Source organism: Halorubrum sp. ASP1 (assembly GCF_005435135.1).
In the GTDB taxonomy this organism is placed as follows: Archaea; Halobacteriota; Halobacteria; order Halobacteriales; family Haloferacaceae; genus Halorubrum; species Halorubrum tropicale.
The window spans coordinates 1-19,853 of sequence record NZ_SGUA01000014.1 but is presented as its reverse complement, the minus strand read 5'-3'; the positions used below and the strand labels follow the sequence as shown (position 1 = coordinate 19,853).

The 19,853-nt window shown below is 73.0% G+C and carries 24 protein-coding genes and 1 tRNA gene; 14 read left to right on the top strand and 11 right to left on the bottom strand.

The annotated features are described in order from the left end of the window. Window positions 1–27 precede the first annotated feature (27 nt). Together EXE48_RS16085 and EXE48_RS16080 are read right to left on the bottom strand one after the other, a co-directional pair. On the bottom strand, window positions 28–1,653 hold the full coding sequence (locus EXE48_RS16085; protein ID WP_137712033.1) for a succinic semialdehyde dehydrogenase: 1,626 nt from the start codon (window positions 1,651–1,653) through the stop codon (window positions 28–30). A gap of 74 nt (window positions 1,654–1,727) precedes the next feature. Next, window positions 1,728–2,786 (bottom strand): AI-2E family transporter, encoded by a 1,059-nt coding sequence (locus tag EXE48_RS16080; protein ID WP_137704393.1) that lies wholly within the window; start codon window positions 2,784–2,786, stop codon window positions 1,728–1,730. Window positions 2,787–2,900: 114 nt separating this feature from the next. On the opposite strand from EXE48_RS16080, the gene EXE48_RS16075 reads away from it, so the two are divergent. Together EXE48_RS16075 and EXE48_RS16070 are read left to right on the top strand one after the other, a co-directional pair. Next, window positions 2,901–4,055 (top strand): aminotransferase class I/II-fold pyridoxal phosphate-dependent enzyme, encoded by a 1,155-nt coding sequence (locus EXE48_RS16075; RefSeq protein ID WP_137704394.1) that lies wholly within the window; start codon window positions 2,901–2,903, stop codon window positions 4,053–4,055. Continuing rightward, window positions 4,055–4,339, top strand: a complete 285-nt coding sequence (locus tag EXE48_RS16070; protein ID WP_137704395.1) for a hypothetical protein — start codon at window positions 4,055–4,057, stop codon at window positions 4,337–4,339. The genes EXE48_RS16075 and EXE48_RS16070 overlap by 1 nt, the downstream gene beginning before the upstream one ends. 27 nt (window positions 4,340–4,366) lie before the next feature. Here the strand turns inward: EXE48_RS16070 and EXE48_RS16065 are convergent, their stop codons facing one another. Beyond that, window positions 4,367–5,092: a hypothetical protein gene (locus EXE48_RS16065; RefSeq protein ID WP_240471176.1), complete on the bottom strand. Its 726-nt coding sequence runs from the start codon at window positions 5,090–5,092 to the stop codon at window positions 4,367–4,369. Window positions 5,093–5,250: 158 nt separating this feature from the next. Between EXE48_RS16065 and EXE48_RS16060 the strand changes: the two genes are divergently transcribed. Both EXE48_RS16060 and speB read left to right on the top strand, forming a co-directional pair. Further along, window positions 5,251–5,628 (top strand): translation initiation factor IF-5A, encoded by a 378-nt coding sequence (locus tag EXE48_RS16060; protein WP_017344606.1) that lies wholly within the window; start codon window positions 5,251–5,253, stop codon window positions 5,626–5,628. Window positions 5,629–5,633: 5 nt separating this feature from the next. Continuing rightward, window positions 5,634–6,476, top strand: coding sequence for an agmatinase (gene speB / locus EXE48_RS16055; protein ID WP_137712032.1), 843 nt, complete (start codon window positions 5,634–5,636; stop codon window positions 6,474–6,476). 12 nt (window positions 6,477–6,488) lie between these two features. On the opposite strand, the gene EXE48_RS16050 is transcribed toward speB, so the two are convergent. Together EXE48_RS16050 and EXE48_RS16045 are read right to left on the bottom strand one after the other, a co-directional pair. Continuing rightward, the gene (locus tag EXE48_RS16050; RefSeq protein ID WP_053772633.1) at window positions 6,489–6,740 is read right to left on the bottom strand and encodes a SelT/SelW/SelH family protein; all 252 of its coding nucleotides are present in this window, start codon (window positions 6,738–6,740) and stop codon (window positions 6,489–6,491) included. A gap of 97 nt (window positions 6,741–6,837) precedes the next feature. Beyond that, window positions 6,838–8,484, bottom strand: a complete 1,647-nt coding sequence (locus EXE48_RS16045) for an amidohydrolase (protein ID WP_137712031.1) — start codon at window positions 8,482–8,484, stop codon at window positions 6,838–6,840. 131 nt (window positions 8,485–8,615) lie between these two features. On the opposite strand from EXE48_RS16045, the gene EXE48_RS16040 reads away from it, so the two are divergent. Next, on the top strand, window positions 8,616–9,065 hold the full coding sequence (locus EXE48_RS16040; RefSeq protein ID WP_053772635.1) for a universal stress protein: 450 nt from the start codon (window positions 8,616–8,618) through the stop codon (window positions 9,063–9,065). A gap of 51 nt (window positions 9,066–9,116) precedes the next feature. Here EXE48_RS16040 and lipP1 read toward each other — a convergent pair whose 3' ends face one another. Continuing rightward, window positions 9,117–10,070, bottom strand: a complete 954-nt coding sequence (lipP1, locus tag EXE48_RS16035) for a LipP1 family hormone-sensitive lipase (protein ID WP_053772636.1) — start codon at window positions 10,068–10,070, stop codon at window positions 9,117–9,119. A 49-nt stretch (window positions 10,071–10,119) separates the two neighbouring features. Between lipP1 and EXE48_RS16030 the strand changes: the two genes are divergently transcribed. Further along, window positions 10,120–11,502: a DEAD/DEAH box helicase family protein gene (locus EXE48_RS16030; RefSeq protein ID WP_137704398.1), complete on the top strand. Its 1,383-nt coding sequence runs from the start codon at window positions 10,120–10,122 to the stop codon at window positions 11,500–11,502. 360 nt (window positions 11,503–11,862) lie between these two features. Here EXE48_RS16030 and udk read toward each other — a convergent pair whose 3' ends face one another. After that, window positions 11,863–12,561 (bottom strand): uridine kinase, encoded by a 699-nt coding sequence (gene udk, locus EXE48_RS16025; RefSeq protein ID WP_053772638.1) that lies wholly within the window; start codon window positions 12,559–12,561, stop codon window positions 11,863–11,865. 200 nt (window positions 12,562–12,761) lie between these two features. On the opposite strand from udk, the gene EXE48_RS16020 reads away from it, so the two are divergent. The 4 genes from EXE48_RS16020 (at window position 12,762) to EXE48_RS16005 (ending at window position 14,537) form a co-directional block, all read left to right on the top strand. Beyond that, window positions 12,762–13,484 (top strand): CBS domain-containing protein, encoded by a 723-nt coding sequence (locus EXE48_RS16020; protein ID WP_137712030.1) that lies wholly within the window; start codon window positions 12,762–12,764, stop codon window positions 13,482–13,484. A 66-nt stretch (window positions 13,485–13,550) separates the two neighbouring features. Continuing rightward, window positions 13,551–14,138 (top strand): GNAT family N-acetyltransferase, encoded by a 588-nt coding sequence (locus EXE48_RS16015; protein WP_137712029.1) that lies wholly within the window; start codon window positions 13,551–13,553, stop codon window positions 14,136–14,138. Window positions 14,139–14,199: 61 nt separating this feature from the next. Then, window positions 14,200–14,273: transfer RNA gene (locus EXE48_RS16010), tRNA-Thr, on the top strand. A gap of 60 nt (window positions 14,274–14,333) precedes the next feature. Then, on the top strand, window positions 14,334–14,537 hold the full coding sequence (locus EXE48_RS16005) for a hypothetical protein (RefSeq protein WP_053772641.1): 204 nt from the start codon (window positions 14,334–14,336) through the stop codon (window positions 14,535–14,537). 40 nt (window positions 14,538–14,577) lie between these two features. On the opposite strand, the gene EXE48_RS16000 is transcribed toward EXE48_RS16005, so the two are convergent. Together EXE48_RS16000 and EXE48_RS15995 are read right to left on the bottom strand one after the other, a co-directional pair. After that, window positions 14,578–14,997, bottom strand: a complete 420-nt coding sequence (locus EXE48_RS16000; RefSeq protein WP_137712028.1) for a universal stress protein — start codon at window positions 14,995–14,997, stop codon at window positions 14,578–14,580. A gap of 72 nt (window positions 14,998–15,069) precedes the next feature. Beyond that, complete coding sequence (locus EXE48_RS15995) at window positions 15,070–15,582, bottom strand: CinA family protein (protein ID WP_121600650.1); 513 nt, start codon at window positions 15,580–15,582, stop codon at window positions 15,070–15,072. Between the two features lie 60 nt (window positions 15,583–15,642). On the opposite strand from EXE48_RS15995, the gene EXE48_RS15990 reads away from it, so the two are divergent. The 4 genes from EXE48_RS15990 (at window position 15,643) to EXE48_RS15975 (ending at window position 18,591) form a co-directional block, all read left to right on the top strand. After that, window positions 15,643–16,344, top strand: coding sequence for a class I SAM-dependent methyltransferase (locus tag EXE48_RS15990; protein WP_053772644.1), 702 nt, complete (start codon window positions 15,643–15,645; stop codon window positions 16,342–16,344). Then, window positions 16,341–16,976 carry a transcriptional regulator FilR1 domain-containing protein gene (locus tag EXE48_RS15985; protein ID WP_053772645.1) on the top strand — a complete coding sequence of 212 codons (636 nt, stop codon included), beginning with the start codon at window positions 16,341–16,343 and terminating at the stop codon, window positions 16,974–16,976. Before EXE48_RS15990 ends, EXE48_RS15985 begins: the two co-directional genes overlap by 4 nt. 68 nt (window positions 16,977–17,044) lie before the next feature. Beyond that, window positions 17,045–17,338, top strand: a complete 294-nt coding sequence (locus EXE48_RS15980; protein WP_137712027.1) for a hypothetical protein — start codon at window positions 17,045–17,047, stop codon at window positions 17,336–17,338. A gap of 71 nt (window positions 17,339–17,409) precedes the next feature. Continuing rightward, complete coding sequence (locus tag EXE48_RS15975) at window positions 17,410–18,591, top strand: PAS domain-containing response regulator (protein ID WP_137712026.1); 1,182 nt, start codon at window positions 17,410–17,412, stop codon at window positions 18,589–18,591. Between the two features lie 42 nt (window positions 18,592–18,633). On the opposite strand, the gene EXE48_RS15970 is transcribed toward EXE48_RS15975, so the two are convergent. Next, on the bottom strand, window positions 18,634–19,275 hold the full coding sequence (locus EXE48_RS15970; RefSeq protein ID WP_053772648.1) for a thymidine kinase: 642 nt from the start codon (window positions 19,273–19,275) through the stop codon (window positions 18,634–18,636). 90 nt (window positions 19,276–19,365) lie between these two features. Further along, window positions 19,366–19,821 carry a hypothetical protein gene (locus EXE48_RS15965; RefSeq protein ID WP_053772649.1) on the bottom strand — a complete coding sequence of 152 codons (456 nt, stop codon included), beginning with the start codon at window positions 19,819–19,821 and terminating at the stop codon, window positions 19,366–19,368. Between the last annotated feature and the right edge of the window lie 32 nt (window positions 19,822–19,853).

Sequence of the window (19,853 nt, the reverse complement as noted above, 5' to 3'; positions counted from 1 at the left end):
CGCGGGTCGTCGGCTCGACGCGCTCCCTCAGCGGCGCGAGAAGCGCCGTCTGACCGCGTCGACCGCGCGGCTCGCTCGCCGCCCGACCCCCATCGCCGCGAACGCGCCGCGGACGAACCAGTCGGTCGGGATCCGGTCCGGGAACGTCAGCGGGCCGACCCGCGAGACGCCCACCGTCCGCGTCTCCGTGTAGCGCCGGATCCCCTCCGGCCCGTGTCGCCGACCGAGCCCGGAGTCGCCGAACCCCCCCATCGGCGCGTCGTTCGCGCCCCACGTGGCGAGGAACGCGTCGTTGACGTTCACCGTGCCGCAGTCGATCTCGCGGGCGATCTCGGCGCCGCGCTCGCGGTCCGCGGTCCAGACGCTCGCGTTGAGCCCGTAGGGAGAGTCGTTCGCGGCCGCTATCGCCGCGTCGGCGTCCGGGACCGGCGTCACGGCGGCCACGGGCCCGAACGTCTCCTCGCAGGCGACCGTCGCGTCGGGCTCGACGCCGGTCAGTATGGTGGGCTCGTAGCAGGAGGGTCCCACGTCGGGCCGCGCGCGGCCGCCGGTCTCGACGGTCGCGCCGCGCTCGCGGGCGTCCTCGACGTGCGACTCGACCCGGGCCAGCTGGTCGGCGTCGACGAGCGACCCGAGGTCGGCGTCGTAGTCGTACCCCGTGCCGAGCGTCACCGCCTCCGTCTCGCGAACGAACGCGTCGAGGAAGGCGTCGTACGCGGACTCGACGACGTAGATCCGCTCGGCGGAGAGGCAGAGCTGGCCCGCGTTCGAGAAGCAGGCCTGGACCGCGCCGCGGGCGGCCTCCTCGACGTCGGCGTCGCCGAGGACGACGAGCGGGTTGTTGCCGCCGAGCTCCAGCGAACAGCCGATCAGGTTCCGCCCCGCGCGCTCCGCGATCGTCCGCCCGGTCGCCGTGCTGCCGGTGAACGCGACGTAGTCGACCGCGTCGATCAGCGGCGGCCCGACCCGCGGCCCCTCGCCGGTGACCACCTGGAACAGGTCCGCCGGGAGGCCGGCGACCTCCAGCAGTTCGGAGAGCAGGAGGGCCCCGAACGGCGTCTTCTCGTCGGGCTTGAGCACGACCGCGTTGCCGGCGGCCAAGGCGGGGATCGCGTCCGCCATCGAGAGGGTGAGCGGGTAGTTCCACGGCGAGATGACTCCGACGACGCCGACCGGCTCGCGGGTGACCGTCGCGGTCGTGATCCCGGGCGCGACCCCCCGGCGGCGCTCCTCGGCCAGCGCGTCCGGCGCCTCGCTCGCGACGTACGCGCAGCCGGTCGGCACGTCGAACAGCTCCTCGACGGCGGTGCGCCGGGACTTGCCCGTCTCCAACTGCAGGAGGTCGAGCAGCGTCTCGCGACGGTCCGCGACGAGGTCGCCGAACCGGTCGACGACCCGGGCGCGCTCCGCCGCGGGCGTCTCGGCCCACTCGGCCTGCGCGTCTCGCGCGCGCTCGACGGCGGCCGCCACGTCGTCCGCGTCGCAGGCCGGCACGCGTCCGATCCGCTCGCCGGTCGCCGGGGCGAACACGTCGATGGCGTCGTCGCCGTCCGCCGGCCGCGAGCGGGCCACGCGCTCGGGGAGGTCGTCGAGGCGTCGCGAAGCGAGCGTCGGGGCGTCGCCGACCGCGGTGGGGAGATCCGTCGGGGGCATCGGATACCGTGACGACGGTCGGCGGAGGGAAAGCGGTACCGGCGGCGGAGAGGGGGAGGTGGATCGGGCGCCGGTCAGTCCGACGAGTCCTCGCGCCCCTCGACGGGGCCGGCCTCCTGCGCGACGGAGCGGGGTTCGTGCGCGACGGACCCCGTGGCGCCGTGTTCGGTGAGCATGTCGATCACCTCGAGCAGCAGCGAGACGACGAGGGGGCCGACGATGACCCCGACCGCGCCGAGCGTGAGGATGCCGCCGACGAAGCCGACGAAGTACAGCCCCGGGGATATCTTCCCGGTCCAGCCGGCGAGCCGGGTCCGGATCACCGCGTCGGGGACGAAGGCGACGACGACGAGGCCGATCACCAGCACGGCGATCGCTCGCCCGGGCTGACCGACGAGTACGTCGCCGGCGCCGAGAGCGACGATGAGGATGCTCGGGCCGACCACGGGGATGAACTGGAGGACGCCGGCGATCACGGCCAGCAGGACCGGCGAGCCGTAGCCGAGGACGCGGAACACCACGAGCGCGAGGAGGAACGTCGCCGCCGCCGTCGCCGCCTGAAGCACGTAGATCGAGTACAGCGTCCGTCGCGTCCGCTCGTGGAGCCGAGCGGGGACGTCGTGGTATTCCGGCGGCAGGACGCCGAAGACGGCGGCGCCGACCGCTCCCGGCCGGTAGAGGATGCCGTACACGAGGAAGGTGAACACGACGAGCTCCAAGACGAGGACGGGCGCCGCGCCCGCCAGCGCGAGCGCGACGTCGCGGACGAAGGCCTCGGCGGCCGCGACGTACGGCGCGACCTCGATCGCCGTCTCGAAGTCGCCGACGCTGATCGGGACGACGTCTGGAATCCCTTCGAGGATGGCGATCAGCTCCGCCCGCCGCCGGTACAGCGCGTACAGGAGCGGCGCCACGAGGAGCGTGGCGCCGAGGAAGGCGACCGCGGTGGCGACGCCGCAGGCGATCCGGCGTGGGAGTCCCCGGCCGACGAGCCGCTGCCGGAGGGGGTACAGGACGTACGCGACGGTGACCGCGAAGACGACCGTCCGCAGCACCTCCGCCAGCACGGCCGCCGCGAGCGTCGCCAGGGCGACGAACAGGGCGGCCAACAGCCGCTGCCGGTTGAGAACCATGTCACCCCGTCGCGATCGGCGAGGAAAGTCGTTGTGGTGGTCGCGGCCCGCCTCGAACCCGTACCGGGCGCCCGAGACCACAGCACCTAACCTCGCGCCTCCCCGAGGACGCCCATGCGCATCGACCCGTTCGGCCTCGAACGCTGGTTCGCGGAGCACGAACACGAGGCCGACATCATGCTGGCCGAGAGCGGCGTCCGGTCGCTCGACGCGAGTCGGTTCGACCTCGACCCGGGGAAGCTCGGCTACGTCATCCCGACGAACGGCGACCCCGAGTTCCGGGCGTCCGTCGGCGACCGCTACGACCGGTCCGCCGACGAGGTCCTCTTCACGTGCGGCACCCAGGAGGCGAACTTCCTGACGTTCCTCTCGCTGCTCGGCGACGAGACCGCCGTCGACGGGGAGGGCGGGGAGACCGGCGTCGGCTCCGGCACCCACGCCGTCGTCGTCACGCCCACGTACCAGGCGCTCCACGCCGTGCCGGACGCCTTCGGGGACGTGACCCGCGTCGAGTTGGAGCCGCCCGAGTGGGAGCTGGACCCCGGCGCGGTCGCCGACGCGGCCCGCGACGACACCGCCGTGATCGTCGTCAACAACCCGAACAACCCCACCGGACAGTACCACGACGAGGCGGCGATGCGAGCGGTGTACGACGTCGCGGTCGAGCGCGACGCCTACCTGCTCTGCGACGAGGTGTACCGCCTGCTCGCCGACGAGCCGCAGCCGCCGGTCGCGAGCTACGGCGCGCACGGGATCTCGACCACGAGCCTGACGAAAGCGTACGGGCTCGCCGGGCTGCGGTTCGGCTGGATCGCCGGCCCGGAGCCCGTCGTCGAGCGCGCGTGGCAGTGGAAGGACTACACGACCATCTCGCCGAGCCTGTTCGGCCAACACGTCGCGAAGCAGGCGCTCGGCGCGCGCGAGGACCGCATCTTGACCGAGAACCGCGAGCTGGCGGCGGACCACCGCGATCGGGTCGCGGACTGGGTCGACGAGCACGGCCTCGACTGGCTCGACCCGGTCGGCGTCAACGCGTTCGTTACGGTCCCCGACGGGTTCGACGACGCGGAGGCGTTCTGCCGGACGGTCGTCGACGAGGCGAGCGTCGTCCTCGCGCCCGGGAACCTGTTCGGCTTCCCGGGCCGGTTCCGGATCGGGTTCGGGCTCCCCACTGAGGAGTTAGCAGACGGGCTCGACCGCGTGAGCCGCGTGATCGAGGAGCGTGCGGCGGCGTCCGACGCGGCCGCGACGAGCGGAGGTGACGCCTGATGGGCCTGCTCGGCGACCTCAAGGACGACGTGGTCGGGCTCGTCCGCGACCCGACCGACGAGCAGAAGATCCTGGTGACCGCGGCCGTCGCCATCGCGATCGCCGACCGCGCGCTCTACTTCGTCGAATTCCCGTTCGTCGTGCGGACGACGGCCGCGGTCGGCGTCGGCTTCATCGTCATGTTCCTCGTCAGCTACCTGTACACGGGACAGTTCGTCCCGCCGGACGGGAACGTCGACGACGACGAGGAGCCGGAGGAGTACGTCGACGAGCTCGACCCGTAGACCGCTTTTTTCCGCGATCGGGGCGCCCTACGTCGCCGCGGCCGACGCCGCCGCCGCGCCGCCGGCCCCGGCCGACCCGCTTCCGCTCGCGTAGTTCACCGCGTCGCCCCAGTCGACCGGGGGGACGCCGGGGTCGCCGTCGTCGCCGGCCTCGACGTCGCTCCGGAGGTCGCGGTGATCGTAGTCCGGGTCGCGGAGCCGCTCCGCGAGGCCGGGCGTCACGGCGACGCGTTTCACCGTCCGGCCGACGTCGCCGATCGACCCGTCGTCGAGGCCGAACTCCACGTCGTAGCCGCGCACGTGGGCGTCGCCGAACTCGTCGTGCAGCGCCGCGGCGGCGCGGGCGGCGTGGCGGTAGACGCCGTCCGTCCCGGGGTCGGCCGTCGCGAGCGGGACCCGGACCACGGGGACGTACACCGGGTCGCCGTCGTCGTGTTCGGCGACCTCGTGAAGGCCGGTGGACGACGGCGCGTCGGCCCCCTCGCGGAGCGGCGCGTCGGTGGGCGCGGGCAGGTCGCCGCCGAGCGCGTCGGCGACGCGGTCGACCCGGTCGTCGGACGAGCGGAGGACGTACGCGACGACGCCGGCGAGGAGCGCGACTCCGGCCGAGATCACCGCGCCGGCGAGCACGAGCCCGTCGCCGCTCAGGGGGATCGCGGCCGGGTCGGCGGAGGCGACGCTCGGGGTCGCGGCGTCGCCGATAGCGGCGGTCGAGGTCGGTGCGTCCGACGAGAGGGGAGCGAACGGGGACACGCCCGGCGATCTAACTCGGCTCCTGTTGAGTGTTTCCCCTCCGCGGGAGCAGCCGGATCGTCCGGTCCGGGCCCTCGGAACGGCCTCGGCCGCCGGACCGATTCCGGCAGCGCCGCGGTTCCAAACCGTTTATACCCGCCCCGCGGGAAATGGCGTTCATGCCGCGAGAGCAGAAGCAGGTTCGCGAACTCCAGGAGGGCAGCTACGTGATGATGGACGACGCGCCCTGTAAGATCAACCACTACAGCACCGCCAAACCCGGAAAACACGGCAGCGCGAAGGCACGCGTCGAGGGGAAGGGCGTCTTCGACGACAAGAAGCGCTCGCTCTCGCAGCCGGTCGACGCGAAGGTGTGGGTCCCGATCATCGAGCGCAAGCAGGGACAGGTCGTCAACGTCAGCGGTGACGAGGTCCAGGTGATGGACTTAGACACCTACGACACGTTCACGATGCGTATCCCCGAGGGCGAGGACTTCACCTCGGACGACAACATCGAGTACCTCGACTACGAGGGCCAACGGAAGATCATCGGGTAGTCGGCATGTTCCCCGGGGCGACGACCGACCGCGAAGCTGCTTCCCACGTGGTCGTCGGCGCTCCGCTCGACGCCACGACCACTTTTCAGCCGGGCGCCCGGTTCGGACCGGACCGGGTCCGGCGATTCGCCGAGACGTACGACGACTACGACCGCCGCACGGACAGCCGCTTCTCCGCGCTGGGCGTCCACGACGCCGGCGACGTGCGTCCCTGGGACGACGTGCCGGCGTACCTCGACCACCTCGCCGCCGAACTGCGGAGCGTCGTCTACGACGGCGCCGTCCCCCTCCTCCTCGGCGGCGAGCACACGGTCACCTACGCCGGCGTCGACGCGGTGGAACCCGACGCCCTCGTCGTCGTCGACGCGCACCTCGACCTCCGCGAGGCGTACGACGGGACCCCGTGGAACCACGCCTGCGTCACGCGCCGCTGTCTCGACGACCTGGGCGTCGACCGCGCGGTGATCGTCGGCGCCCGGACCGGCTCCGAGGCGGAGTGGGACCGCGCGGCCGAGGCCGACGTGGAGGCCGTCGCGCCCGAGGACGCTCGCGACTGGCTCGACGCCCTCGACGGCGACGCCTTCGCGGACGAGTCGGTCTACTGCTCCGTCGACGTCGACGGGCTCGACCCGGGGTACGCCCCCGGAACCGGAACGATGGAGCCGTTCGGACTCGAACCGCGCGAGGTCCGGGACCTCGTGCGCGCCGTCGCGCCCCGGGCCGACGGGTTCGACGTCGTCGAGGTGAACGACCGCGACGACGGGCAGGCGGCGGCGGTCGCGGGCAAACTGCTGCGGGATTTCGTGCTCGCGCGCGCGGCGGCCCGCGAGGACGAGTCGGGCGAGTGACGGACGGGAGCGTTACGAGACCTCCGAGAGGCGTTTCCGCGCGGCCGTCACCGCCTCCATCGCGTCGATCCACTCGCGGGGGTCGGTACACCAGATACGGTCGCCTTCGACGCTGACACAGAAGACGGACTCTCCGGAGGGAGCGAGCGTGACGCGGTCGACGTCGGGGCGGTCGCCGAGGTACGCGTCGATGAGCCGTCGGGCGGTCTCCGCCTCCGACCGGAGGCGGTTCCCCTCGGCGTACTCGATGGCTATCTCTGCCATAGTGGCGCGTTAGAACTACACGATTAATAACTACTGTTTTCTGGCAGCGATTGCGGGTTTCCCGGTTCGACGGCCGCCGACCTCCCCTGCCGCCGGCTCACCGGTCGTCGAACACGACCTCGCCGTCGACGACCGTCAGGGCGACGTCGATGTCGTCGATGGCGTCGGACGCCTCCCACGGCGAGTCGTCGAGCGCGACGAGGTCGGCCCGCTTCCCGGGTTCGATCGTCCCGAGTCGGTCCTCTTCGAAGCCGGCGTAGGCGGCGCCGCTCGTGTACGCGCGCAGCGCCTCGGTGACCGTGAGCCGCTGGGGCTCTGCCGGGGCGGTGACCGCGTGGTGGACGCCGACGAGCGGGTCCATCGGCATCCCGTCGGAGCCGAAGGCGAGCTCGACCCCCGCGTCGAGCATGTCGCGGTAGCGGTTCGTCTCGGCGGTGCGCTCGGGTCCCAGTCGCTCCTCGTAGAGGCCACCCTCGCCCGCCCACTTCAGGAAGTTCGGCTGGACGCTCGCGACGACGCCGGTCTCCGCGAGCCGCGCTATCGCGTCGTCGTCGGCCAGTTCGACGTGTTCGATCCGGTGGCGCGCCTCGCCCGCGTCAGTCTCCGAGGCGTCCTCGTAGGCGTCCAGCACGGCGTCGACCGCCTCGTCGCCGATGGCGTGGGCGGTGAACTGGAAGCCCGCCTCGGTCGCGGCCGCGACCGCCTCGTCCAGCTCCTCGGGGTCGACGACCCACTGCCCGGTCTCGTCGGGGGCGTCCGCGTACGGCGCCGAGAGGCGGGCCGTCCGACCGCCGAGGCTCCCGTCCGTGTAGGACTTGATCGCGCCGGTCTCGACGAACTCGCTCCCCGCGTTCGTGGCGAGGCCGACCTCCCGCACCGCGTCGAGGTGGTCGCTCCAGTAGTTGATCCGGACGCGGGCGGTGAGTTCGCCGGCCGCGTCGAGGTCGCGGTAGACCCGCGGGGCGTGCGAGTCGCGGACCATGTCGTGGAAGCCGGTGATCCCGCGCTCGGCGCACTGGTCGAGCGCGGCCTCGACGACGGCGCGCGTCTCCTCGCGGTCCGGCTCGACCGCACGGTAGATCGGATCGATGGCGGCCTCGAGGAGGACCCCGGTCGGCTCGCCGTCCTCGGTCGGCACCGTCCCGTCAGGCGCGTCGGCGAGCACCTCCGCGAAGCGGTCGAGCGCGACGCCGTTGACCGCCGCGACGTGCATGTCCTCGCGGAACGCCGCGACCGGACGCTCGGCCGAGACGCGGTCGAGGTCCGCGCGGGTCAGGTAGCGCGACTCGTCCCAGGTCGACTCGTCGTAGCCGTAGCCCAACACCCACTCGCCGGTCCCGCCGCCGTCGCTCGCCTCGTCGCTCCCGCCGGCCGCCTCGTCGCCCCCGCCGGCCGCCTCGCCGCCGCTCTCCTCCCGTTCCACTTCCGCCGCGCGCTCCGCGAGCAGGTCGACGGCCGCTCCGGGGGAGTCGGCCGCGGAGAGGTCCGCGTGGACGAGGTACCGCCCCACGGTCGTCAGGTGGGTGTGCGCGTCGACGAACCCGGGGAGGAGCACGCGCCCGCCGAGGTCGACCACGTCGGTGTCGACGCCCGCGAGCAGCTCCACGTCATGGGTCCGCCCGGTCCTGACGACCGCACCGTCGCGCACGGCGACGGCCTCCGCGACCTCGTCGCCGCCGTCGTCCGGGTCCGCGAGCGTGTGTACCTCTCCGTTCACGAAGATCCGGTCCGCGGCCTCTGTCATGGGACTTCGGCGGGCGCACAGCGTGTTAACCGTTCGGGAACCGGTCAGACGGCGGCGCCGGCGGCCGCCGACTGAACCGGCCGCCGGGAACGGGCGACCGATTTATTCGCTCGCCCGTCGAACCGTCGCGTATGTACGACAACGTGCTCCTCCCGACCGACGGCAGCGTCGGCGTCGACCGCGCGACCGACCACGCGATAGACGCCGCCGACCGCTACGACGCGACGCTTCACGTCCTCTACGTGGTCGACAGCGACGTGGTGAACGCCTACTCCGGCGACGAGTTCGTCGACGGCGCCGAGGGCGCCGAGGAGACACTCGAAGAGAGCGGCCGCGAGGCGCTCGACGCGGTCGCGTCCCGCGCGAACGAGGCCGACGTCGAGACCGTCACCGCGCTGCGGTACGGCGTCCCCCACGAGGAGATCCTCCGGTACGTCGACGAGGCGGACGTGGACCTCACGGTGATGGGGTCGAAGACGCGCTCCGGCGGCTACCGACGGATGCTCGGCTCCGTCACCGAGCGCGTCTCCCGGCAGTCGACCGCGCCCGTGAGCATCGTGAAGACGACCGTGGACGCCTGACCGGAGTCGGCGCCCGGGGCTCGGGAGCGGAACCCAGGCCCCGCGGCCGCCTCACAACCGTTCTCGCACGTCCTCGGCGACCGCGGACAGCGCCGCCTCCGCGGTCGGCACGCGGTCGGCGAGGCTACAGAACCCGTGCGCCATCGCCGGGTAGTGACGGTGCTCGACCGCGGTCCCCTCGCGCCCGAACCGCTCCGCGAGCGCGGCGCCGTCGTCGCGCAGGGGGTCGAACCCGGCGGTGACGACCGTCGCGGGGGGCAGGTCGCCGAGGTGGGCCGCCCGGAGCGGCACCGCGTAGGGGTTCGCGGCGTCGACCGGGCTCCGGAGGTACTGCTCGTAGAACCACCGCATGTCCGCGCGGGTGAGGAGGGGGCCGTCGGCGTTCTCCCGGTAGGAGTCCGTCTCGAAGTCGTGGCCGGCGATCGGATAGAGCAGGAACTGGCCGGTGGGGGTCGGCGGCTCGTCGAACTCCCGGGCGCGAAGCGACGCGGCGACCGCGAGCGCGCCGCCCGCGCTGGTGCCAGAGACGCCGAGCCGAGCGGGGTCGACGCCGAGCGCGTCGGCGGCCTCCGCGACCCACCCGACCGCCGCGGCCGCCTCGTCGACCGCGACCGGGAAGGGATGTTCCGGGGCGAGGCGGTAGTCGACGGAGACGACGACGGCGCCGGCGCGGACGGCGAGCTCGCGGCAGATCCCGTCGACCGAGTCGAGCGTCCCGAGCGTCCACCCGCCCCCGTGGAAGTGGACGAGGGCGCGGCCCGGCTCGCCGTCGGCCGCGTCGAGCGCGGTCCCCGGCCGGTACGCCCGCACCGGCACCTCCCCGTGCGGGCCGTCGAACGCCAGGTCGCGGACCTCGGCCACCGGCGGCTCGGGCGGCCCGGAGAACAGGTCGTCCTCGAGGTCGCGGGCGGCCGCGACGGAGAGGTCGCTCCACGCGGGCAGGCCCAGCGACTCGATCTCGTCGATCGCCGCGGCGAGGTCCGGGTCGAGTTCGTCCGCGCGCATACCGGGGCGAGGCGGTGGGCCTTTGTAAGTCGGTCGGCAACTCCGGGCGATGGACGTCCGGCTGACCTACGAGGACGGCACGGTCCGGATCGACGCGGACGCCGACCTCGCGCCCGACGCGCTCCCGCCGCTCCCGGGGGTCGAGACCGACCCCCGGACCGGGACGGGTCGGGCGCCCGCGCACCGCTACGCCGAACTCCGGCGGGCGCTTCAGGTGGCCGGCGTCTCGGTCGACGACCGCGTCCTCGACGCGAGCGACCGCGCGGCGAGCGAGGCGGGGCTGCCGGACGCGCTCGCGACGGACTACGACCTCCGCGAGTACCAGCGCGAGGCGTTGGACGCGTGGCGCGAGGCGGACGACCGCGGCGTGATCGAACTCCCGACCGGGGCGGGCAAGACCGTGATCGCGGTCCGCGCGATGGTCGACCTGGGCGTCCCGACGCTCGTGGTCGTCCCCACCGTCGACCTCCTCGACCAGTGGCAGCGCGAACTCGAACGCGAGTTCGACGCCCCGATCGGTCGGTTCGGCGGCGGCGAGCAGCGCCGGGAGGCGGTCACGGTGTCGACGTACGACTCGGCGTACCTGAAGGCCGACGGCGTCGGCGACGCCTTCGAGTTCGTCGTCTTCGACGAGGTCCACCACTTGGGCGGCGAGGGGTACCGCGACGCCGCCCGCCTCCTCGCCGCGCCCGCGCGGCTCGGCCTCACCGCCACCTTCGAGCGCCCGGACGGGGCTCACGAGGTCGTCGCCGACCTGGTCGGCGAGCGCGTCTACGCGCTCGACGTGGACGACCTGGCGGGCGACCACCTCGCGCCCTACGACATCCGGCGGATCGAGGTGGAGCTGACGGCGGAAGAGCGCGAGCGATACGACGAGAGGCAGGGCACCTTCGTCGAGTACGTGCGCGACGCCGGCATCACGTTCTCGAGCGGCAGCGACTACCAGGAGCTCGTCAAGCGCTCGGGCAACGACCCCGCGGCCCGCGAGGCCCTGCTCGCGAAGCAGGACGCCCGCGAGATCATGATGAACGCCGACCGCAAGGTCGAGCGGCTCGCCGAGATATTGGAGCGCCACCGCGACGACCGCGTCATCGTGTTCACGGCCCACACCGACCTCGTCTACCGCCTCTCCGAGCGCTTCCTCCTGCCCGCGATCACCGCCGAGACGGGCGCCAAGGAGCGCCGCGAGATCTTGGAGCGCTTCCGCGACGGCACCTACAGCCGGGTCGTCGCCGCCAACGTCCTCGACGAGGGAGTCGACGTGCCCGACGCGAACGTGGCGGTCCTGCTCTCCGGCTCGGGCAGCGAGCGCGAGTTCACCCAGCGGCTCGGCCGCGTGCTTCGCCCGAAGGAGGATGGCGGGCGGGCGACGCTGTACGAGCTCGTCAGCGCCGAGACCGCCGAGGAGCGGGTGGCGAGCCGGCGGCGATAAGCCAGAACGGTCGGGAGGGGATATTTAAATTCCTGTGAGCGGCTGGTACAATTTTTATGAAAGACGATGCGGCGGCGCGTGCCGACGAGCGCCCGATAGGGCGCGAGGAGCACGCGCGAGGGACGCGGCGACCGGAGCGAAGCGAAGGGAGCCGCGAGGCTGGGGAGGCGTGAGGTGCGGTTCGGGGGGACTCAAAGGGGCAGTCGCGAGGGCGGCGCAGGCGACGTAAGGACCGCAAGGAGGGAGCGGAGCGACCGACTGAGGACCGCAGCGAGCGTGCGCCGCCCTCGCGACTGGGGCTTTGGAGGTGGTCACCACGACTGCGCCGTCGGGTCCGTAACCTGAGAGAACCGCCCGCGATTAATCGTCGCCGTCGACGTCCAGCGAGCGCTTCTCGCCGAGCTCCTGTTCGAGGCTGCCGCGCTCCCAGCTCCGGACAGCGTCGCCCTCGACCTCGGCGCGGAGCTTCTCCTCTAAGAGGTTCACGGCGACGCTGTTGGCGCCCTCCGGAATGATCACGTCGGCGTGCTTCTTCGAGGGCTCGATGAACTGCTCGTGCATCGGCTTCACCGTCGAGAGGTACTGGTCGATGACGCCCTCCAGGTCGCGGCCGCGCTCGATCACGTCTCGCCGAATCCGACGGAGAATCCGCACGTCGGCGTCGGTCTCGACGAACAGCCGGAGGTCCATCATGTCGTTTATCTCCTCGTCGTACAGCGCTAAGATTCCCTCCAAGACGATTACGTCGGTCGGCTCGACGGTGACGCGCTCGTCTTTGCGGTTGTGGACCTCGAAGTCGTACTGGGGCATCTCGACGGACTGGCCCTCCAAGAGCGCCTCCAAGTGCTCTCTGAGCAGCTCCCACTCGAACGCCGAGGGGTGGTCGTAGTTGACCTCCTGACGCTCCTCGAACTCGAGGTGCGAGAGGTCCTCGTAGTAGTTGTCCAGCGGGATCCGGGTGACGCTGTCGCCGAGGTCGCGGGTGACGAGCCGAGAGACCGTCGTCTTCCCGGCGCCCGTCCCGCCCGCGATCCCGATCACGAACGAGGGAATGGCCATATCGCCGTTCGAACGCCGGAGGGTTTGAACGCTCCCTTTCCTCGCCGCGTGCGGTCCCCGTCACCGCTGCGCACGCACCGGGGACCGCCGCGCGTCGCACGTCCGGCGCCCGGTGTGGGAACCGATCGCAATTATACGATCGGCGCGGATAAAACGCTACCGGGGGCACCTTTTAGCCGGTCGGAGCGGATCCGAGTCGTATGCGAACAGACACCACGGTTCGTGACGTGATGCACCGCGAGTTCCTCGGCGTCAGCGAGTCGGACTCGCTCTCGGACGCGGCCGCGCTGCTGGTCGACGAGGAGACGAACTGTCTGGTCGTCGTGCGCGGCGGCGAGCCGGTCGGACGCCTGGAGTCCCGCGACGCGCTCGACGCGCTGCTGGACGCGACGACCGCCGGATCGGACGACGGTCCGGCCCCTGCCGACCTCACCGTCGCCGACGTGATGGGCCCGCCGCTGCCGGCGGTGGCGCCCGACGACTCGCTGGCGGCGGTCGAGGAGCGCCTCGTCGCGGAGGGGGCGGACCGCGTCGTCGCGGTAGCGGACGGGGAGGCCGTCGGCGTCGTCACGGACGGCGACGCGCTCGCCGCGGGCGCGCCGCGGACGGGCACCGGCACCGAGGCCTTCGGCGAGGAGCCCGCGGCGGGCGAGCCCGGGCCCGACGGAGCGGTGCTGTCGACCGCGGCCGCCGCGGACACCGACGCGGAGCGGCGCGCCGAGGCGACGATGGACCCCGAGGCGGCGGAGCGTGCGGCGGTCGCGACGCGGGACGAGACCGCCGACACCGACGGCGGCGCCGACGCGACCGGCGGCGCGGACGGGGGATCGACCCAGGGCGTCTGCGAGAACTGCGGCGCGCTCGTCCCCGACCTCGTCACCGCGAACGGGCAGGCCGTCTGCCCGAACTGCCGCGAGATCTGAGCCCGCACCGAGGCGAGCGAGCCGCCGGCCGGCAGCCTCAACACGCCGCGAGCCGAAGGCGTGCGCATGGGCGAGTCGGACGCGCGGGTCGAGCCGGCGACCGCCGACGACGTCGACGCCGTCACCGACATGTGGGTCTCGCTCGCGGCCGGCCAGCGGGAGCACGGCGCCACGCTCCGCGCCGAGGCGAACCGCGCGACCGTCCGCGAGTGGGTCGCACAGTCGGTCGTCACGGGCGAACTGTTCGTCGCTCGCGCTCCGCCTCCCGGGGCGGAGACGGAGGGGGGAGGAGACGGAACATCCGATCCGGTCGGCTTCGTCGGCTTCTCGCTCGAACGCGGCGACTACGAGCGCGACGCCGTCCGCGGGACCGTCAGCAACCTCTACGTGGTCCCGGAGCGCCGCGGGGAGGGGATCGGCGCGGCGCTGCTCGACGCGGCGGAGCGCGAACTCGCCGAGGCGGGCGCCGAACACGTGGCACTGGAGGCGCTCGCCGACAACGACCGCGCCCGGGCGTTCTACGCGGCGCGCGGCTACGACCTCCACCGGGTCGAACTGACGAAGTCGCTGGGCGACACCGAGGCCGAGTCGCCCGACTCCGAGGCCGAGTCGCATGACGGTGAGGGCGCGGATCCGACCGACGAAAGCGGGTGACCCCGGCCGGGTTCGCGGAAAGCGACACGCACTCATAGGAGGACCGAGTACGACCGCACGCGCCAGGGGAGCATGGGTGGTTCATGCACTCGACTTGTAATCGAGACTTCCGGGGTTCAAATCCCTGCCCTGGCTTCGACCCCGTCGCGACCATCCGCGAGCATTTCTTAAGTAGCCCCGACGCACACGTCGGGTATGGACTCGTCGGACCGCGCGCTGCTCGGCGTGGCCGGGATCGTCGGCGCGCTCGTGGTCGCGATCGCGTTCGCGGGCGGCGTCCTCTTCGGCTTCGGGGAGTCGGCCGCGCGCCCGATCCGACTTCTCGCGGTCGAGCCCCTCACGTGGATCGTGATCGCCGCGCTGGTCGTCGCGGTCGTCGGGAACGCGTACATCGACTGACCGCGGGCGGGCGCACGGATCGCGACCGAAGTCCGCTGACTCACCGCACGACCGTGACCGGCACCGGCGACCGCTGGAACACCGTCTTCGCCACGTTGCCGACGAACAGGCGGTCGGCCAGCGACCCGCTGTGGGTGCCCAAGACGACCACGTCGAACTCCTCGGCCCGGTCGATTATCTGCCGCGCGGGGCGGCCCGTCTCCACGGCCGTCTCGACGGTCGCGTCGTACTCGGCCGCGATCTCCCGCGCCCGTTCGAACATCGGCGCGGCGGCCTCGCGGACCCCGTCTTCGCCGTCGTCCGACAGCGCGATCCCCGCGGCCTGTCCCATCATCGGCGACGCGCCGCCGACCACTGTCAGCACGGTTATCTCGGCGTCGGGGTGTCCGTCGAGCGCGTACCGGAGCGCGCGCTCGGAGAGGTCTGAGCCGTCCATCGCCACGAGTACGCGCTCGATCATGCCGGCGGTACGCGCCGTCTCCTGATAAACCCAAGTGGTGATACGGGTCGGGCGGGCCGACCGGTCGCATCCTCACCCGTCGACGTCCTCGATGACCCGGACGAGGGCGTCGAGCGCCCGCTCTGCGGCGCCCCGCTTCACCGCGTCGCGGTCGCCGTCGAGGACGGCCCGCTCGGTTCGCACGAACGACTCCCCGGTGCCCCACGGCGCGGCGTGCGCGACGCCGAAGTAAACGAGCCCGACCGGTTTCTCGTCGGTCCCGCCCGTCGGTCCGGCGATGCCGGTCGTCGCGACCGCCCAGTCCGCGTCCGCCCGGTCGCGGGCGCCCGCCGCCATCTCGCGGACCACCGGCTCGCTCACGGCGCCGTGCGCGTCGAGCGACTCGCGTGAGACGCCGAGCAGCTCGCGCTTGGCGTCGTAGGTGTACGTCACGAAGCCGCGGTCGAAGTAGGCGCTCGCGCCCGGGGCGTCCGTCACTCGCGAGCCGACGAGGCCGCCCGTGAGCGACTCCGCGGTCGCGAGCGTCTCGTCGCGGTCGGCGAGGAGCGCGTTCAGGCGCTCGGCGGGGTCCGTCGCGTCGTCCATACGGGCCACTCCGAGCGAGGCGCCCCTGAGGTTTACGCCCCGGCGCGTCGAACGGCGACCGTGACCGACACCGACTGGGACGAGCGCTTCGCGTCGGGGGAGTACCCCCGGGCGCCGGAGCCGTCTCCCGTGCTTCGCGCATACGAGCCGTCGCTGCCCGGCGGTCGCGCGCTCGACGTCGCCGCCGGCACCGGCCGGAACGCGGTGTTCCTCGCGGACCGCGGCTACGACGTCGACGCGCTCGACGCCTCGGCGGCGGGGCTCCGGATCGTCCGCGAGCGCGCCGCCGAACGCGGCGTCGCCGACCGGATCGAGACGATAGCGGCGGACGCGACGACGCACGAACTCCCGGCGGAGGCGTACGACCTCGTCACGATGAGCTACTTCCACACCCTCGACCGCTTCGCCGACCTCGTCGCGTCGCTCTCGCCCGGCGGGTACCTCTTCGTCGAGGGCCACCTCCGCTCGGCGGAGCCGTCGCCGTCGGGGCCGAGCGACGACCGCTACCGCTTCGCGGCGAACGAACTGCTCCGCGCCGGACTCGGGCTGAGCGTGCGCTACTACGACGAGACGACGACGGAGCGCCCCGGCGACCGCCGCCGCGCGACGGCGCGGCTCTTGGCGCGGAAGTCGACCGGCGGCCGGCAGTCGTATCCGCCGCGACCCGACGCGCCCGCCCGATGGCCGGGGGACGAGCGCGACTCGGCGGGCGCAGACGACGCCGCGGGCGACTCCGCGGCCGCGGGCGAGAAGGGCCCGTGAGCGACGGCGACCCCGCGTCGCCCGCGGCCGCCCTCCGGTCGCTCGTGGCGCGCGCCGTCGACGTCGACCCCGAGCGCCTCGACGAGCGAGTCGACACCCTCGAACGCGGACGCGCATCTGCGGACGACGAGGCGACCGAGAGCGGACCGGCCGGCGAGGGCGCGGTCAGCGGCGACATCGGGACCCCCGCCGGGCGACTGGCCGCCCTCGTCGGCGAGTCCGAGAGCGTCGTCGCCGTCGTCCCGCGGTTCGAGGCCGACCTCGCCCGTCGGCTGAACGCGGCGCTGGCGGCGGGAGACGACGGGGGCGACGGCGCGACCGACACCGAACCCGACGCGGTCGCGCCGCGAGAGGCCCGCGTCGTGTTCACCGGCGCCGCGGCCGACCGACTCGCCGGAGCGACGGGGCCGGTAGTCCGGCGCGCGCTCGCCGACCGCGGCGTCGACGCGTACCGACACGACGGCGACTCGCCGGTCGCGGTGGCGCTCGGCGACGACCGCGCCGTCGTCGGACTGGTCGACGACGCGGGGGTCGCCGCGCTACTGTGGACGGACGACCCCGCGGTCCGCGAGTGGGCGGCCGCGACCTGCCGTCGCTACCTCGACGCGGCCGAACGGGTGACCGACGACTGAGCGGTCGGATCACACCGGACGGGCCGGTCCCCCGGTCCGCTTTTCAGGACCGGCGTCGAAGCACCGGCATGAAAGCGCTACTGCTGTTGGTGGCCGGAATCGGCGGACTGCTCGAAGCCGTCGCCCCGCGGCGCGCCGTCGCGCTGTGGACGCGCGCGCTCTACCGGAACGCCGGCGAGGCGGAGCCGCGCGAGTGGGTGTACGCGGCCGCGAAGGTCGAGGGAACGCTGGTGGCGGCCGGCGCGCTCGTGGGGCTGTTCCGCCTCGCGACCGCGGAGGACGACGGTGCGGACGGTGGCGACGCGGCGGGCGACGACGCGACGGGCGGTGACGCGAACGGCAGCGACGCGGACGAAGCGTGAGCCGGTAGCCCGCCGGCGGCGCGGGTCGGGCTACCCGAACGTATATTTGATCGGTCGGGGTATGAGTTGTCATGTCGAGGCCAGCTTCGGACGCCCGGTCGGCGGACGCGTCGAGCCTCCGCGTGCTCCACGTCGACGACGACCCGGCCTACCTCGACCTGACCGCGACCTACCTCGAACGGATCGACGAGGCGTTCGCGGTGACCTCCGAGACCGACGTGGACGACGCCTTAGCGACGCTCGACCACGAGGCGATCGACTGCGTCGTCTCCGACTACGACATGCCGCAGGCCGACGGCCTGGAGCTCCTCCAGCGGGTCCGAGACCGCGGGATCGAGATCCCCTTCGTGCTGTTCACCGGGAAGGGGAGCGAAGAGATAGCGAGCGAGGCCATCTCGGCCGGCGCGACGGACTACATCCAGAAGCGCGGCGGGAACGACCAGTACGAGGTGCTGGCCAACCGGGTCCGCAACGCGGTCGACCAGCACCGGTCGCGGGTCGCGCTCGCCGAGAGCGAAGAGCGGCTCTCGCGGTTCATCGACCAGTCGCCGCTGGGGACGATCGAGTACGACGCCGACTTCCGGATCGTCCGGGCGAACCCCGCCGCGGAGGAGATCCTCGGCTACGACGAGTCGGAGCTCCTCGGCGGGACGTGGCTCCCGTTCGTGCCCGCGTCCGAGCGCCGACACGTCGCCGCGCTCGAACGCGACCTCCTCTCGGACAAGGGCGGGTACCAGAGCGTCAACGAGAACGTTCGCGGCGACGGCCAGCGGATCCGCTGCGCGTGGCACAACCAGGTGGTGACCGACGCCGACGGGGCGGTGATAGGCGTGTTCTCCCAGTTCGAGGACGTGACCGAGGAGACGGCGCGCAAACGCGAGATCGAACGGACGAACGCCGTGCTGTCGACCGCCCTCGACGCGCTCCCCGTGGGGATGCTCGTCGAGGACGCCGACAGGCGGGTGATACGCGTGAATCAGCGGCTCTTCGACCTGTTCGGCCTCGACGGCGACCCGGAGGACGCCACCGGGCTCGACTGCCGGGAGCTCGCCGACGACCTGAGCGGGGAGTTCGCCGACCCGGGGGAGTTCGTCGCGCGGATCGAGCGCGTCGTCGACGCCGGGGTCCCGGTGAACGACGAGCGGCTGGCGCTCGCCGACGGGACGGCGCTGATCCGGACGTACCGACCGATCGACCTGCCGGGCGGCGACGGCCACCTCTGGGCCTACCGGCGGGCGAAACGGCCGGAGTGAGACGGCGGGCGGCGTCGGTCGACGCCAGCGTCCGGGCCGGGCTCAGTCGTTCGTGGAGTCGGCCTCGGCGCTCTCGAACGGCCGCTCCTCCTCGGGCCGGTCGCCGGTCAGCAGCACGTGGCAGTCGCGACACCGCGCCTCGTAGGACTCCTCCGCGCCGACGAGGATCGTCGGGTCGTCGGCGTGGGCGGGCTCGCCCTCGATGAGCCGCTGGTTCCGGGAGGCGGGCTCGCCGCAGACCGAGCAGATGGCCTGGAGCTTGTCGACGTACTCGGCGGTCGCCATGAGCTGCGGAACCGGGTCGAACGGCTCGCCGCGGAACGTCTGGTCGGTGCCGGAGACGATCACGCGGCTGCCGCGGTCCGCGAGCGCGTTACAGACCTCGACGAGCGCGTCCGAGAAGAAGTTCGCCTCGTCGATCGCGACGACCTCGGCCGGGTCGTCGTCGAGGATGTCGAGGGGGCCGTCGCCCTCGTTGTCGACGACCGTCGCCTCCCACTGGCGGCCCGTGTGGCTGCCGATCGTCGCCTCGCCGTAGCGGTCGTCGACCGCGGGCGTGTAGACGGCGACCGACTGCCCGGCGATCTCGGAGCGCCGGAGCCGGCGGAGCAGCTCCTCGGTCTTGCCCGAGAACATCGACCCGGAGATGACCTCGATCCAGCCGGATCGAGTGATGGCGTGCATACCGGATCGGGCCGGAGCCAGCGACAAAACCGTTTCTCTCCGGGCGCGCTTTACTCGCGGAGCCGGAGCTGGCCCGCCGTCGACGCGGCGTCAGACCGCGGTCGCGACGCCGACGGCGACGGCGGCGACGAGGACGTACGCCGCCGCGGAAGCGGCCCAGTCGCGCCGGATCGGGCCGAGCCGCTGGCGCGGGAGCCCCGGGGCGCGGGGGAGCGGGACGAGCGCGAAGAAGCCGACCATGAGGGCGAACTGCGCGACGCCGGCGACCGCGAGCGCGACGCCGACTCCGAGGCCGAGCGCCGCCTGAATCGCCGAGACGAGGCCGACGAACAGCAGCCCCGAACCGGCCCCGGCGACGTAGTGGACCCACGTCGCCAAGCGCTCGGGCGCGTCGTCGACGGGCGTGTCGGTGAGCACGCCCGCGGCGACCTTCGGCGCCGTCGTCCCCTCGGGCAGCCGCGCCATCACCGGGTCCATCGCGAGCGTCGCGGCGAGTCCGACTACCGGCCCGAGCGCGAGGCCGGCGAGCAGCGAGAGCGTCGTCATAGGATGGATCACGGGCGGGAACGGTTTCACTC